This window comes from Parabacteroides sp. AF14-59, assembly GCF_003479515.1.
In the GTDB taxonomy this organism is placed as follows: Bacteria; Bacteroidota; Bacteroidia; order Bacteroidales; family Tannerellaceae; genus Parabacteroides; species Parabacteroides faecis.
In genome coordinates, this window is sequence record NZ_QUHH01000020.1 from 103050 (window position 1) to 117806 (window position 14757).

8 protein-coding genes are annotated in these 14757 nt (G+C 39.9%); all 8 read right to left on the bottom strand.

The annotated features are described in order from the left end of the window. Positions 1-6: 6 nt before the first annotated feature. The 8 genes from DWW23_RS19255 to DWW23_RS19290 all read right to left on the bottom strand — a co-directional run bounded on the left by DWW23_RS19255 (position 7) and on the right by DWW23_RS19290 (position 14681). On the bottom strand, positions 7-2505 hold the full coding sequence (locus DWW23_RS19255) for a glycoside hydrolase family 38 C-terminal domain-containing protein (protein WP_122355180.1): 2499 nt from the start codon (positions 2503-2505) through the stop codon (positions 7-9). Positions 2506-2533: 28 nt separating this feature from the next. Beyond that, entirely contained in the window at positions 2534-3919 is a 1386-nt protein-coding gene (locus DWW23_RS19260; RefSeq protein WP_122355214.1) for an SGNH/GDSL hydrolase family protein, read from the bottom strand. A 5-nt stretch (positions 3920-3924) separates the two neighbouring features. Beyond that, complete coding sequence (locus DWW23_RS19265) at positions 3925-5076, bottom strand: glycoside hydrolase family 130 protein (protein WP_122355182.1); 1152 nt, start codon at positions 5074-5076, stop codon at positions 3925-3927. A gap of 162 nt (positions 5077-5238) precedes the next feature. Continuing rightward, positions 5239-7398, bottom strand: a complete 2160-nt coding sequence (locus tag DWW23_RS19270; protein WP_122355184.1) for a GH92 family glycosyl hydrolase — start codon at positions 7396-7398, stop codon at positions 5239-5241. A 127-nt stretch (positions 7399-7525) separates the two neighbouring features. Then, positions 7526-8299, bottom strand: coding sequence for a DUF3823 domain-containing protein (locus DWW23_RS19275; RefSeq protein WP_122355186.1), 774 nt, complete (start codon positions 8297-8299; stop codon positions 7526-7528). An 18-nt stretch (positions 8300-8317) separates the two neighbouring features. Then, a complete protein-coding gene (locus tag DWW23_RS19280) occupies positions 8318-10129 on the bottom strand; it encodes a RagB/SusD family nutrient uptake outer membrane protein (RefSeq protein ID WP_122355188.1) in 1812 nt (603 codons plus the stop codon). Positions 10130-10140: 11 nt separating this feature from the next. Then, complete coding sequence (locus tag DWW23_RS19285) at positions 10141-13542, bottom strand: TonB-dependent receptor (protein WP_233564393.1); 3402 nt, start codon at positions 13540-13542, stop codon at positions 10141-10143. A gap of 158 nt (positions 13543-13700) precedes the next feature. After that, entirely contained in the window at positions 13701-14681 is a 981-nt protein-coding gene (locus DWW23_RS19290) for a FecR family protein (protein ID WP_122355190.1), read from the bottom strand. Positions 14682-14757 lie beyond the last annotated feature (76 nt).

Here is a 14757-nt window from a genome sequence, read left to right on the forward strand (position 1 = left end):
TTTTTATTATTGTTTAATTCTGAATGTCTTAATCCCGAATTGAGGAATATCAAAAGACAAAATCTGCCGGTTCTTATCTTTCCGGTAAGAATAATCTTTTATCTTTTCATTTTCCAGATTTATTTCTTCAACAGAAGCCGGAATAAACGGTAGTATAAAGGATTTCATTCCGCTTGTCCCCTCATTATAAAGACGGACAATAAAATTATCCCCGTCGTAATAAGCAGTACTCAAAAGTAAATCCTTATCCGGTATACTTAATAAAGAAGCAGATGGTTTATCCGAAGTCGCATACAAGGCAACCAATGGTTCTCCCCTTCTGGCATTTTCAAAAGATATATAGGCTTCATTCCACATACCTCTATGAGGTAGAAAGCTGTAATTGATTTCCGTCTGTTCCTTTATGGCATAATCCCGTCCCCACAGTCCGCCACCAGAATACTGGACAGTCAGTCCCAACGGATAGTCTTCTCCATGCAAATAGCTGGTTGTATGGTCTGTAAACAGACAGAAAGCCTGATCATTCTGTTTGTCGTACAAATCCACCCAATTCAGGATGACATTATTCTTTATACTGTCCCAACGATTGAAAAAAGTATTTTTCAATTTACTTTCGCAGACATCGAAGGGAGCATTTTTGTAAACCTGCTTATGCCCCGGAAGAACGGGGAAAAGCAGATGTAATTTATAACGATCATCATAATAAGTCTTGCGAGATTCCTGCATTTTGCTGGTTTCTTTCCGTTCTCCAATCCTGGTATTACCTTGCCAACTAATTATCAAACGACAATCAATCCGAGGGTCTCCTTTCTTTAATGTCAAATATTGTGTAAACGGATGTCGTCCTATTTTCCCTTTGATGGAAACAGTCGTTATCAGAGCCCCATCCACTTCTACAGATACATTGGCCGGAGTTGAGGAGGAAGATAAAAAGCCTCCTTCTTCATAAAAGTTACCACGCAGTTCGTTGAAAGCATAACCTGCCTGATTGTCTATCCATTCTTTCTTTTCTTTTTTACTGTAGAGAGATGTGATTGTACCACCTTTTTCCGGGTCAATTTCTATCCGATACAAATCATTCTCTACAAGTAAGTGGTTATTTGCTAACCTTTTGGTTTGTATCTCTTTACTCTTTGAAACCTTACCTTCTTTCAGGGAAAAAGAAGTATATCCCATTGCGGGGACATCCGCCATAAATACGATTTCATTTTTTGATATTTTCTGATAAGGAACCGTTTTACCAGAAATATTTTTCACAACAAATGGAATGGAAGTCCAGGGAGTATTTAATTTACAATGGACTAACTCCTTACGATTTATTCCAGCCGTATTATATATTTGTATCGTTGAGTCATCTCTTTGTTGGGGAGCAATCAACTGATCACATATGTTATTACTTTCAGTTGTATATAAACGTACGTTCTCCGCCCAGGTTTTTCCAGTACTTCCCATGTTATTGTAAGGTACAATCCAGCAATCGTGATGTTGTGACATCAATAAGTTACGCCATGCCCTGTCGAGCGCTTTATTATCCCAGGCTTTCCCATCGTAAAACCTCTGTAGAGTAGCTATTTTTTCGGTCTGTATCAGTTTTTGTTCGGTAACTCGTATTTCCTGCGACAGCTTTTGGAGCACCTGGCTTCCCCACATCAAAGAAACCAGCACATCCTCCTGGCTGACTCTCCAGTCCTTAGCAGGAAGTCTGTCTGTTACCTTGTTTAAATAATCAGTCCATAGAGTATAAGTTCCGGAAGATTTTTCAGGGGCTCCGAGCCAAGGTCCGTTTTTCCATCCGGCATCCTGATAACACATACCTATCGGATATGCTATACCACCTTCTTTACAGGCATTCAGGTATTTGGAGGAATTGTTCCATGCGGTTGTCTGCCAAGTGGAGTTATCTTCCAGTTTTTCCACACTATAACGGGGAATGGTCAGCATTTGAGTATTGTCCGGACCGATCCAGTTCACTAAGTCATCTCCGTAAGCTACCATATATCCTCCATAGCAAGTATCCGGATTCTTCAATACAGCATACCGGAAACCAAACAAACGGAGTATTTGTGGCAACGCACTGGTGAAGCAGGGCTCTTCCACGGCATATGTGTGGAATGAAAGTGTAGGAAAATGAACCCTCAACAGGTTCATACCATAAGAAAACTGCCGTATCAGGCTTTCCCCCGAGATATTGTAACAATAAGGTTGTGAATAGGTGGGGTTAGTGAATTCAATAAGCCGTCCGTCTTCTTTCGCCAGGAATTGTTGAAACTCTCTATATGTATCCGGTACCCAAACTTTAACAGAGTCAAATGTTTCCGGTTCCAATTCCAGATTAATCCGCCAGCCCGGATATTCTTTCAGTTTATCCATCATGAATGCAGTTTGCCATTTAGGGTAATGTCCGAACACACCTCCGTGATATCCGTCGGCAAAATAGACAGACTGGGCATGTAATCCTCCTAACCCTATCAGGGTAATAAGTGATGATACGATTTGCTTTCTCATGGTACTAACTGTTGGTCTGTTTTCACTTTTACATCTGTATTAATTCAATTCTTCTGATTTTGGGCTGAGCGATCGAATAAATCATGTTTACAAGTACCTCCATTTCTTTATTCCATGCTTCGCGTATTTCAGGATGCATCGCTTTGGTGAAATTATCAATATGTCCCTGCAAGAAAATATTGGCATTCAGATTGGCTCGAATAGAATCCATCGCTACATGATTATCGGCAAACAGAAGTCCTTTATCTTTCAAAATAGCAAATTCAGTCCAGGCATATTCTCGAAAACGTTTTTCTATTTCCCAACGTTCTTCGTTCAGATGCATGATTTTTACTGCTTGTTGATATTGGGGCGTCTGGGTCAACTCCGCCATATTGATACCTTTAGCCAGGTCTTCCGCTGGAAAAGTTGCCATTTCTTCTCCGTCAATTTTCAGGGTATAATTGCCTTTCAAACCTTTAACGCGCAACACTTCCTGATTAATATCCTGTATAAGAGGTACATATTGAGAAGCCATCGACTGACTCCTTTTTTTACCCCAACCACGTGGTACCGTGTCTAAAGGATAAGGCAAAGCTTTTGCCAGGTAGTTAAAAGAGAGGTTGCCGTTTTGGTTTTCCACATTACTAATGTAACAATTGTTTTGCGTTTCTACTCTTTTGTTTGTAGCATTTACACAAATTTCAGCGACTGGCTTTCCGGCAAGTCCCTGTGATTTCAGAAAGAAATAAGCCATCAGCATATTCCCATCGTTATCCGGGTGGATACGGTCTCCCTGCATTAAAGTGAACTCAGGATTCTTCGCTTGTTGTTCTGCGTTGATTTGTAAAATGGGGTTATGGAAATCAACGAAGGCCCAGTTGTTTTTCTTCGCAGCATCAATCTGCATGCCTATAATTTTCCGAATTGTTTCATTTTTGTTCGGGAACGGTTTATTATCCGCATTTTTCCAGGTTTCATCGTAAGGAGAACCTCCTATCAAAACCACCTCCGTTTCCGGATGTCCTTTCATTATTTTCTGCATAGCCTGAAACGTGGTATCCACTCTTTGTAGTTGCTTTTCAACAAACTGAACTGCATCATCCCGGAAGTATTCATAATAACCGCTGTCATTCATCCCAAACGTCAAAGTCAGAACAGTCGGCTTTTTTGCATACGCATCTTCTTCCAGACGCTTGAGCATATCCCAGGATGCGTCCCCTCCGATACCTGCACTATACATTTGCATACGCTGATCCGGAAAACGGGTCATATAATATAACCAGATATAAGAATGGTAATGTCCTCCTTCGGTAATACTATTTCCAACGAAGACCACCCGGTCGCCAGCTTTAAACGGTTCCGAAGCTTTTTGGGCAGACAAAGATTGCACAGCCAATAAAGCTGAAGCTATTAATACTATTAATTGTTTCATTTTCATTAAAATTCTAATTGTTTGTCGGAAACTGCAACAGCTACAAATGAGTCTGCACAGCCGTAATATAGATACCATTTGTTTTTATAATATACCAGCCCTTCGATAAAAACAGTTCCTGCTGGGTACTGGCCACTTTTTTCAAAATCATCCGTAGGTTGCAGGAATGGTTTATCCAGGCGGGCTATTACTTTTGTCGGATCTTTCTGATCGAACAAAACCTGACCTGCACAATAAGAGTTGGCTGGATAAGCGGTGTCCCCTTCGGTTCCGGCTCTGTTTTTCCCGTTGTATAATAACAGAATGCCTTTCTTGGTAAGGATGGCGGGAGGACCACATTCCGTTAAATGGCTATCAAATTTACCTGGACGGGGAGAGAATAGCTTCAACAAATTACCATCTTTATCTACAAGTGGTTCCCAGTCCGTCAGATTATCGGAGGTTGCAGCATATACATTCTGTTCTCCCCAATACATGAAATATCTGCCATTGATCTTTGTAATAACTTGTTTATTCCCCTTTAGTGTGGTTACGATAGAGGCAGATTTAGACGGTTCGTCATAAAATCGACCTTCATATGCTTTGCCAAATGCCGGCCCGTGTTTTGTCCAGTTTACTAAATCCTTGGATGTCGCAACTGCAAGACGGGGTACTTTTCGGTTCCATTGTGTGTATAGTAATACATACGTACCATCTTCAGTCATTGCTACACGTGGATCTTCCGTTCCTCCAGGACACTCATTCGCTTCTTGCGAATCTTTCGCAGGGTAGAATGCAGGGGTAGTTTTCCTTGTAAAATTAAGCCCATCAACAGAGGTTGCATATCCTAAACGAGATGTTCTGGAACCAATCCCCTGTGCCGAATTATCCTCTGCACGGTAAAGAACGACAATTTCATTCTTGTAAATAGTTGCGGCCGGATTGAATGTGTCGCTTTCTTCCCAGGCAACAGAGTCTTCCCGCATCGGACAGTAAAACTTTGTACTTCCCTGCGGAGAGATAATCGGATTCTTACCGGCTGGGCGTTCGAAACCATCCAGACACCAGTCTGTAGTGTCTACAGCGACAGTTTCTGTACTTTTCTTTTTCATTTCGCATGAAGTGAATGCTATTGCCAGCAGTAAGCCGGCAGAGATAATCATAATACCTTTATTCATGGATATCTTTCTTTTATTTAATTAGTAGATAACAGATACAATTTATCACACAACTGTTTTTAGACTTACAATATTATAATATATATCTGTTATTAAGCCTCTACTCTTGACCTTCTTCGTGTAATTGTATCATTTTTTCTTTCTTATGACAGGATAGACTGCTTAATTTCCAAAAGAAGGTGGAGTTACTGAAGTTCCCCATGCCTTATTCGGTTTCGGGGACAGCGAATATTCGAGTATTCCGCCATTTTTAATGTCATTCCAGTCAATCCAAGTCGAATCAGATCTTTTCCCGTTTACTTTCAAAGCCTGTATATATTCTTTCCTTTCGTCCCCACCTTTTATCACTAAATCCCCATCTGCCAAATGCAATATAATTTCAGGGAAGAAGGGACTGTTAATGGAAAAACCTCCAACTCCGGGTATTTCAGGGAAAAGACCGATATTGGCAAATACATACCAAGCCCCCATCGAACCCAAATCATCATTTCCGGGAAGTCCATCCAGACGGCTATTGTACTGTTCATCCAATACTTTACGGATGATATGCTGTGCTTTATAAGGTGCCCCCACCCAATTATAAATCCAAGGAATTTGGAAACTGGGTTCATTACCCGAAGCAAACCATTCATTTCCATAACTGGCATCCAGGCGGTGAAATAATTCGTCCAAACGTTTTTCTCCTTCTTGTTTGCCTCCGATTATTTGAAGCAATCCTTCCAGATCGTAAGGAACCATCCAGAAATAATTTTTGTAAGTAGATTCACGCCAATCGTCACCCTGTTTCTTCCAGGAACCATCTTCGTTGCGGGAACGGAGCCAATTAGTTTCTTTATCATACAAATTCTTCCATTTCATGGCACGGTTGGTATAATAATTGCAGACAGGTTCATCGTTGCAAGCCTGGAGCGCATATCTTCCAATCGCAAAATCGGAAGAGGTATATTCCAGCATGGCAGAAGCATCATAATACCCTTTTTCAAGATACTGTTCGAGACCGGGACGGGTCAATACACCCTGTGAATTGGCTCCCGGCACTTCTGCTCCATAACGCATCGTTTTCAGTATACTGCGTGTATCGTAATTTCTGGCACCGAAAGCATAAGCATTCGCAATCAGAATTGGTGTAGGATCTCCTTGCATAATACCAGTCTCAATATTTGCCAGAACCCAACGAGGAAATCCACCTCCTGAACGAATGGCAAATAACTGATGCGACATGACAATATCGGAAGTAACATCCGGAGCCAGCATGGCGATCAACTGAGTTTGTGTGCGGTAAGTATCCCAATTACTGAAAGAGGTATAATATTTACGTTCGGATTTATAAACTTTATTATCTGAACCCATATATTCACCGTTCACATCACTACAAACGTTGGGATGGATAAATGAATGGTATAAATGCGTATAGAATTGTGAGACACGGTCTTCGTTATTTCCCTTTACTTCAATTTTTCCCAAATACTTATTCCATTTATTGGCTGCCGATTGTTTTACAGAGGAAAAGTTCCACGCCGGATTTTCTGTTTTCAGATTTTCTCTTGCATTTTCGACCGAAACATAAGATACTCCGATCTTATATAAAACCTCTTTCTTCTTATTAAGGTCGAAAGTGAAATAAACCCCGGAGTTTTTCCCTTCCGCAAATTTCTCCCCCGGAAGTAAGCGTTCATTTTTCCATACACCTAATGAAACGGAAGGAACATCAAATTCTGCAACGAAATAGACTTTATAGGGAGTAGGAAATCCGCAAAAAGCGCCCCCGTCAGCATAACCTTCGCAGGAAGTAGGAGAAGTTATTGAAATGGCAGCAACCTGAATCGGCGTTGCTGCTACACCACCACCTATAATAATCGTTCCTCTATTTTCATTTGCTGAAAAAGAATATTTAGCCATTCCGGTTCTTTCCGTAACCGTTAATTCAGCCTGTATACTGTCGTTGACACAGGTTGCATAATATCCTGCCGTACCTTTTTCTTTGGTGAGAGATGCCCGCAGATTTATAATACTGTCCGGAGATGTCCTCAGTTCACCGGATAACGGTAGAGTCGGAAAATTACCCATATGGTCGCAACCTGCCCCACTCAACTGGTTGATAACAAATCCCAGTTGCTTTGAGAAATAAGTAGGCGTAAATTGTACCATCCCGAAGGGATAAGTAGCTCCCGGATACAAATATCCCGAAGACCAGCCATTTCCCTGAGTTCCGATTAAAGTATTTACTTTCCCGCTATAATCCTGCGCCTGTAAAACAGCCGGCCAAAGAGATAAAACCTGTATTGCAACAGACAGGAAAAATGTATATAACTGTTTTCTCATGTTATTTTTATAATAGAAAATCGTTTTACTTAGGAATATACCTCCCCGGTATCCGATGTTTCCATAGGATACACAGAGAGTGTATATTTTTGTAAGTGAATAAACTAAAACCTATAAACCTTTCTGTTTATTTTTCTATAGTAACTTTAACGGGAACAACTGTACTGTAGTTCACTTTGCCGTTTGTAGTTACACCAATACGGACAAAGATCTGGCTTCCGTGACCCAAGATAATGGCTTTGTTATCTTCTTTGTTGAAGTTCGCATTATTGGTAAGGTCAATAGATTGGGTCAGTTCTGTGTTTAATAACTGATTATCATCCGTCCCTTTACGGTCGAGAGTATTCATATCCATAAAATTACCGGTAACCTTATCTATATACGGACTGATATGCCAGGCTAGAAATGTATTTTCAATCTTGTAATCAGCTTTACTTCTTGAAATCTTATAAGTCACGTTCAGTTGTTTGTTCTCGAAAGTAGCTCTTACATCACTAATACGGGCATAAGGAGTGACTAAGATATCTTTTTCTGTAATGCTTCCACCTCGAAGAGATACATCTATTGTATCGACCGGATAGAAATTAGTTTGTTCAAAAGTCAATAGATAATCCGTACTGAACGCCCAGCTATTTTCATAGGTTCCATCTATTTTTGCATAGAAAGAAACCGGAAGTTCCGAATGATCCCGGTCTGTAGAATAGAAACGGTCTTTTTCATACAGTCGCAACCTTACGCCATTGTCTCCCTGTACCGGCATAGGGACAAGTTCCGATGTCTCTGCATCAATAAAACGACCTTTGATTCCAGAATTGGGTTCATCGTAGTTGTCATCCTGACAAGAAACCAAGGAAAGGGAGCCAAGCAAAATGGATAATATGCTATATATAATTTTTTTCATATTTAGAATATTTTTTAATTAAAAACCAGGATTATTAGGACCTAACATTGGATTACTACTCATGTCATCGTCCTTGATTTTTACATAGTAATTCCTTGTCTGGAACACTTTATTGGGCTTCGGAGCTTTACCGGTAGTAAAGATGTATTTATTTTCGCCCCATACAAACCAGGGGTATAAAGCATTTGTCGGAAAGTCAGCCAATACGATATGGGCAGTTCTCCATCTTTTCAAATCCCAATGGCGATGATTTTCGTAAGCCAGTTCGACACGGCGTTCGTTGCGGATACGTTCCAGAGTTACCTCACCACTCAGTTCACGTATGTCGGCACGTCTTCTGACTTCATTCAATGCAGCTTCAGCTTCGCCGCTTTTCCCTAATTCCATAGCGGCTTCAGCCTTGTTCAGATACATTTCTGCCAAACGGAAGATAGGCCAGGGTGCTTCAGAATAATTCCCAACAATGTTTGTAATCGATTCATCCGAAAACTTTTTTGTATAGAAACCGGTCTTACCAACGTCTCCCGTATCCCAAACACCGTCTTTACCCAAGATTTTCACCTGGCTGTTTTTGTAGTATTCATCTTTATTGCCGGAAGTAACGAATTTGTCATTTCCTGCAATAGACGGGTCATAAATACCTCTTCTGATTTCAACGATACCACCACGACAGTTATCAAACGGGAGATAAAATGTAGCTCTCAGGCGCGGGTCTTTATCCTTGAACAGATCCAGCGGTGAATCATACTTAATGAAGTTGCCAGAGTTATCTTTCAACTTCAGTTTACCGGAAGTTCCATCTTTATATTCATATGCTTCAATTAAATCTAAAGTAGGATTTTGTCCGCAGCCATATCCATTCTGAACAAAGCTAAACGGGACATTCAGTAAGTCCCAGGAATGTCCTTTATCTACAGCCTGAAATTCTCTATAGAAAATGAACTCTGAACATCCTCTCTTTTCGAGGAACATTTTTTGATAATTTTCAACTTTATCGGAATACTTATTATATAAACTATATTGATTGGAATTAATAACACTATCTGATGCGGTGATGGCTTTTTCCCAGTATTTATCGGCGTCTCCGTTGTTGACTCCAACGATACCATTTAATTGAACTTCTCCATACTTGGCGATGGAGGCTGCATATAAAGCTGCTCTGGACTGTAAGGCTAAAGCTCCGTAACGGGTAATACGAGTACGGCTGTTTGCGTCTCTTGAAACCGGAAGTTCGGAAGTAATTTCATCGACTTCGTTGATAATGAAATCCCAAACTGCCTGCTCTTTATCTCTCGGTACTTGCAAAGCTGGCAGATCTTCCGGGCCTGTATAACTTTGTACATCTGTTACGATAGGTACACCACCGTATCGTTTTACCAGGTTGAAATAATGGAATGCACGCAAGAAACGTGCTTCTGCATTGTAGGCATTCTTCAGTTTTTCCTCCATAGCAGATGCTTCCAGCTTTTCAAGAAAAACATTACAACCACGGATACTTTTATAAGTATCTGCCCAAAGCCCAAACCATTCGTCGTTAAATGTAGCTCTTGCCACATCGCCTGTTCCAAGATCACCCGCCTGAAAAGCTCCGGTTCCTTCATCGGAAGCAGTTGTTAAACTCACATTCCAAACATCCCAACCTTCAAAATAAGCAGAATTTTGTTCCACCTGTAATTTATCATATAAATTGGCAAGTGCACCTGTAACCAACGTTTCATCTTTCCATACATCTTCTTCTGTTAACCTGTCAGTAACAGGAACATCGAAATCGTTACATGAAGACATGCCGACAAGGGATGCGAAAATAAAACTATATACTAATCTTTTCATATATCTTCTTTTTAAAAACCAATATTAATACCGAATGAATAAACTTTTAATTGCGGATAATAAAAACTCATCCATCCTTCCACAGCTTCCGGGTCCGTATATTTCACGTTAGTAATCGTCAACGGGTTATAAGCATTGAAGTATACACGCAGGTTATCCACCCCGACCTTGCTCAGTAATGATTTAGGAATAGAATATCCCAATTCGATACTCTTCATACGGACATAATAAGCATTGGTCGTCCAGTATGTAGAACTTCTTGAATTGTTATCATTATTATCGATACGCAAAGAAGGAAATTTACCCGGTACCCACTCGCTATATGGGTCATCATAGTCTGCTTTATGCCATCTGTCCGTCCAAATTTCAAAACCGTTCCCTTCACCCGGACCTCTGAACGGATTTTTACAAGCATTCAGCATCTGGGTATAATTGGAAGCTCCCTGAAACAGAATGTCGAGATCAAAGTTATTCCATGCAAATGTCAGATTCAACCCAAAGTTCAGGTCAGGAAATGCCCCCTTACCAATAACCTTCTGGTCATTATCGTCGATGATGCCATCACCGTTTAAATCCTGGTATTTGATATCACCCGGACGTAAAGAAGAATTCGCCTTACCATCCTGAATAGGAGATTTATAGATTTCTTCATAAGACTGGAACTGACCGATAGCTTCATACCCCCATGTTTTGTTGGTATACCGGTAACTTCCATTATCACGCCAGTTCTTATATTGGTTTAACGGCGCAGCTTGTTCTTTATATAAATCTTTTGCTCTGGAATAAGCGACATTACCTTTAATACGGAAATCTACATTACCAATGCGTTGTGCTGTTCCCAGGGTTAATTCGAAACCACGATTATCGCTGCTGTTCAGGTTTTCCTGTGGAAGAGGAATACCGGCTGTTGTCGGTAATGAAGTTTCACGAGTTGCATATAACCCTGTTGTTTTACGGTAAAAATAGTCAAATTCAAAACTCAATTTTCCATTCCAGAAAGAGCCGTCGAAACCAATATTGGTTGTTTGTACTTTATACCAGAAGATATTCATATTTGCCAGATTAGCTTCTGAAAGTCCCTGAGTAATAGATGCTCCGTTGTTACCCCCGAAAATGTAATTACCTGACGGATATAACCAACCGCTAACAAAGTTGTTTGCATTCAACGAATTGTTGTTTCCGATCTTACCCCATGAGCCACGGATTTTGAAATTGTCCATAGCCGGAACTGCATCTTTAATGAACGGTTCTTCAGATAGTCTCCAACCGGCGGATACAGCAGGGAAGAACCCCCAGCGGTGGTTAGGAGAGTTCTTGAAAGAACCATCATAACGAAAACTGAATTCTGCCATATATTTACCGGCAAAATCATAGTTGAAACGACCTACATAACCTCCATATTTATCAACGGATGAGTTTCCTGAATTCTGCATATTATCCTTATCTCCCTTATCCAGTTCAGGTATAGCAGAAGTCATGCTGAAATAACGGCGTGCGTCAAACCAGTTTGTTTTAACTTCTTTCCACTCAAAAAGCAACAAACCTTCTACGTTATGTTTCTTTCCGAAAGTATTCTTATAGCTTAACGAATACTGCTGAGTAGTTTTATAGTAAGGCTGTGTTCTCTGATACAATTCGCCTTGTGCCACTTTGGTAATCGGATTGTATACATCCTGTGTCTGATCGTAGGTATAAGATTTGAAATCTTTCTTCAATTCTTTCTTCATTTCACTTGTGTAGTCGTAAGCCAGGAAAGCTCTTGCTATAAAACCTTTCATAATTTCATAGCTTAAAGACATTTGACCATTGAATTCGAGATAACGTTTATCCTTATAACCGGTTGCTTCCCGGTCGAGCATGGCTATCGGATTCAATTCGTTGTTGTCGGAATTATAGTAATATGCCGGATTGTTGTTGGCATAAACCGGGACGTTCGGTGCATTTGACTTAATTGCAGAAAAGACCTTGACACCTTCGTCACCCAGGTAATAAGGATATTTGTAATCTTCCAAACGGCCACCCAAACCTACTTCTGCTTTAAGTTTCGGAGTAATATCCGCTACAATATTTGATCTGAAGTTATAGCGGTCGAATTCCTGTGAAGATTTCAGTATACCTTCCTGATTCAGGTAACCAAGAGAGAAAAAGTATCTGATTTTTTCAGAACCACCATTGATATTTAAGTTATGCTGCTGTTTTGGAGACACTTTTCTAACGGCTTCTTTATACCAATCCGTAGTCGGATAGTTCACAGGATCGGAACCTGTACGATATTTTTCAAGCTCTTCCGCTGTGTATTTTGGCGCTTGGCCGGCATTCATCAATGCTTCATTACGATAATATGCATATTGATAAGCATCCATCATCTCCAGGTTTTTAACCGGATTCTGCAAACCTATTGTATAGCTATAGTTGATTTTGGGTTTACTGATATTACCTTTCTTTGTTTCAATAATGATGACACCATTTGCACCTTTAAAACCATAAACGGATGCAGAGGCATCTTTCAATATATTGATAGATTCTATTTCGTTTGGATCTATTTGCGAGAAAGGTCTTTCCACACCGTCTACAATGGTCAGAGCATCCCCGAAACCACGAATGTCGAATGTACCTCCATCGTTACCCGGCTCACCGTTAGTCTGTTGGAAACGGATACCCGGAACCTTACCTAACATACTGGCGCGAATCGAAGGTTGACTTACTTTAACAATTTCTTCTCCTTTAATGGAAGCCACAGCTCCTGTCAATGTTGCTTTCTTTTGCGTTCCGTAACCTACAACTACCACTTCGTCGAGGGCTTGTGTATCCTCCTTCAATTGAATTGTATATGAAGTATTTTTTCCAATTTTGACAGCCTGAGGCAAATAACCGATATAACTTATTAACATCTCTGCATTGAGGGGAGCATCGATTTCAAAGTAACCCTCTATATCGGTAACGGTACCGTTGGTTGTTCCTTTTATAACAACATTTGCACCGATAACAGGCTCATTGTTCATATCAACAATTTTACCTTTAATTTTACGATCCTGTTGCACAGTGTTAACTGCATGGGTATCATTAGAAGTAAGCACAATATGCCGGTCTTTAATCGCATATTTCAGACCTGTTTTAGTTGCAATTGCATCCAATACATCCTGAATATCGGCATTCTTCTTGTTAATAGAAATCTTTTCGTTTTTGTTGACTTCTTCGAGATTATAGAAAAACAGAAACTCCGACTGCTTTTCTATCTGTTTCAATACACTTTCCAGTGTTTCATTTTTAGCAGAGACGTTTAGCCTTGCCGTTTGAGCATAAGTCGCTGCAACTACTTGTGACAAGCATACTGCGAGCATTAGCACGGTCAGTTTCATAATATTTATAGTCCTTTTCAGATTTAAAGAAACAACTATACGTTGATCATTCATACATTTGATTGTTTTAAGATTAAACACTATCCCACGGCAATGGGAGTTTAATTGATTCACTCATTTCAGAATAATAAAATCCGGCAAGATTTTACCTTCTTGTTTTTCAGGTTAACTTGTATCCATATGCTTTTCTGATTTAATAATTAGAACGGCCGTTATATTTCCGATATAATCACATATTGACTGTTTATCCTGTAGCGGATTGGCATGGATAAACGAATAATCTCCATGATATCTTTGATACTTTGCCCACGATAAAAAGTTCCGGTGAAAGTCTTTTTCTTTAATTTCTCCGAATTGATGGAGAACTGTATACCATACACATGACTCATTCTTTCAAGTATGGTTTCCAGACTTTGTTCTGGGAAATAATAATAACCAGCGGTCCATGAAGTGAATTGCAAAGCATCTACTTTCTGCAAATAAGCAAATTTGGAATTCCGGTTATATACAGACTGTTGATTTGGTTTTAGTATCGTCTGCTGAGCAATATTCGCTGTTGTCAAACGCACCGATCCTTCTAATAAAGTTGTTATCACCATCGAATCTAACGGATAAGCCATCACATTGAACTTTGTTCCAAGCGCTTCAATATCCTGTTCTTTTGTCTTTACAATAAAAGGTTTATTCTTTTGTTTAGCAACGTCAAAATAGGCTTCTCCTTCCAGATACACGACACGTTTATCTTTCCCAAAATCCTTGTCATAATAAAAGGTTGTTTTTGAGCCAAGACTAACATGTGTACCATCCGGTAATTCTACAACATCCGCTTCCAGCCCATTCCCTCCTATATATCTAGAGTATAACCCTTTATCACTCTCTTGGAAGAATAAAAAATAAACAGAACTGATCGCTACAGTCAGCAAAGCGACAGCAGCATAAGTACTTATTTGGTACCAAAGTTTGAACCTGCGTATCTGTGAATTTTTCTTTCTATTAAGCAAACGTTGCCAGCTGGAAGCCGTATCTATTGGTTTTCCCAATGATATTCCGGCATCATACATTGCCTTAATTTCAAAAAATAACTCCTTATTAGAAGCACTCTCATTCACCCAACCATAAAAATAAGTCATTTCTTCAGGTGAAAGATTCCCCATCAAATAGCCTATAATCAACTCTGTATGTTCGTTTTCCATGACATCTTTTTTGATTTGTTACCTTTCGGTGACTTAGTCCTTTATGAACTTATAACGCATGGCGGAAAAAAAATAC

Excerpts from the sequence above, each read along its gene's own strand:
- DWW23_RS19255 (WP_122355180.1), bottom strand. The coding sequence starts at position 2,505 with ATGAGAAAGCAAATCGTATCATCACTTATTACCCTGATAGGGTTAGGA.
- DWW23_RS19270 (WP_122355184.1), bottom strand. The coding sequence starts at position 7,398 with ATGAGAAAACAGTTATATACATTTTTCCTGTCTGTTGCAATACAGGTT.
- DWW23_RS19280 (WP_122355188.1), bottom strand. The coding sequence starts at position 10,129 with ATGAAAAGATTAGTATATAGTTTTATTTTCGCATCCCTTGTCGGCATG.
- DWW23_RS19265 (WP_122355182.1), bottom strand. The coding sequence starts at position 5,076 with ATGAATAAAGGTATTATGATTATCTCTGCCGGCTTACTGCTGGCAATA.
- DWW23_RS19275 (WP_122355186.1), bottom strand. The coding sequence starts at position 8,299 with ATGAAAAAAATTATATATAGCATATTATCCATTTTGCTTGGCTCCCTT.
- DWW23_RS19290 (WP_122355190.1), bottom strand. The coding sequence starts at position 14,681 with ATGGAAAACGAACATACAGAGTTGATTATAGGCTATTTGATGGGGAAT.
- DWW23_RS19285 (WP_233564393.1), bottom strand. The coding sequence starts at position 13,542 with ATGAATGATCAACGTATAGTTGTTTCTTTAAATCTGAAAAGGACTATA.
- DWW23_RS19260 (WP_122355214.1), bottom strand. The coding sequence starts at position 3,919 with ATGAAACAATTAATAGTATTAATAGCTTCAGCTTTATTGGCTGTGCAA.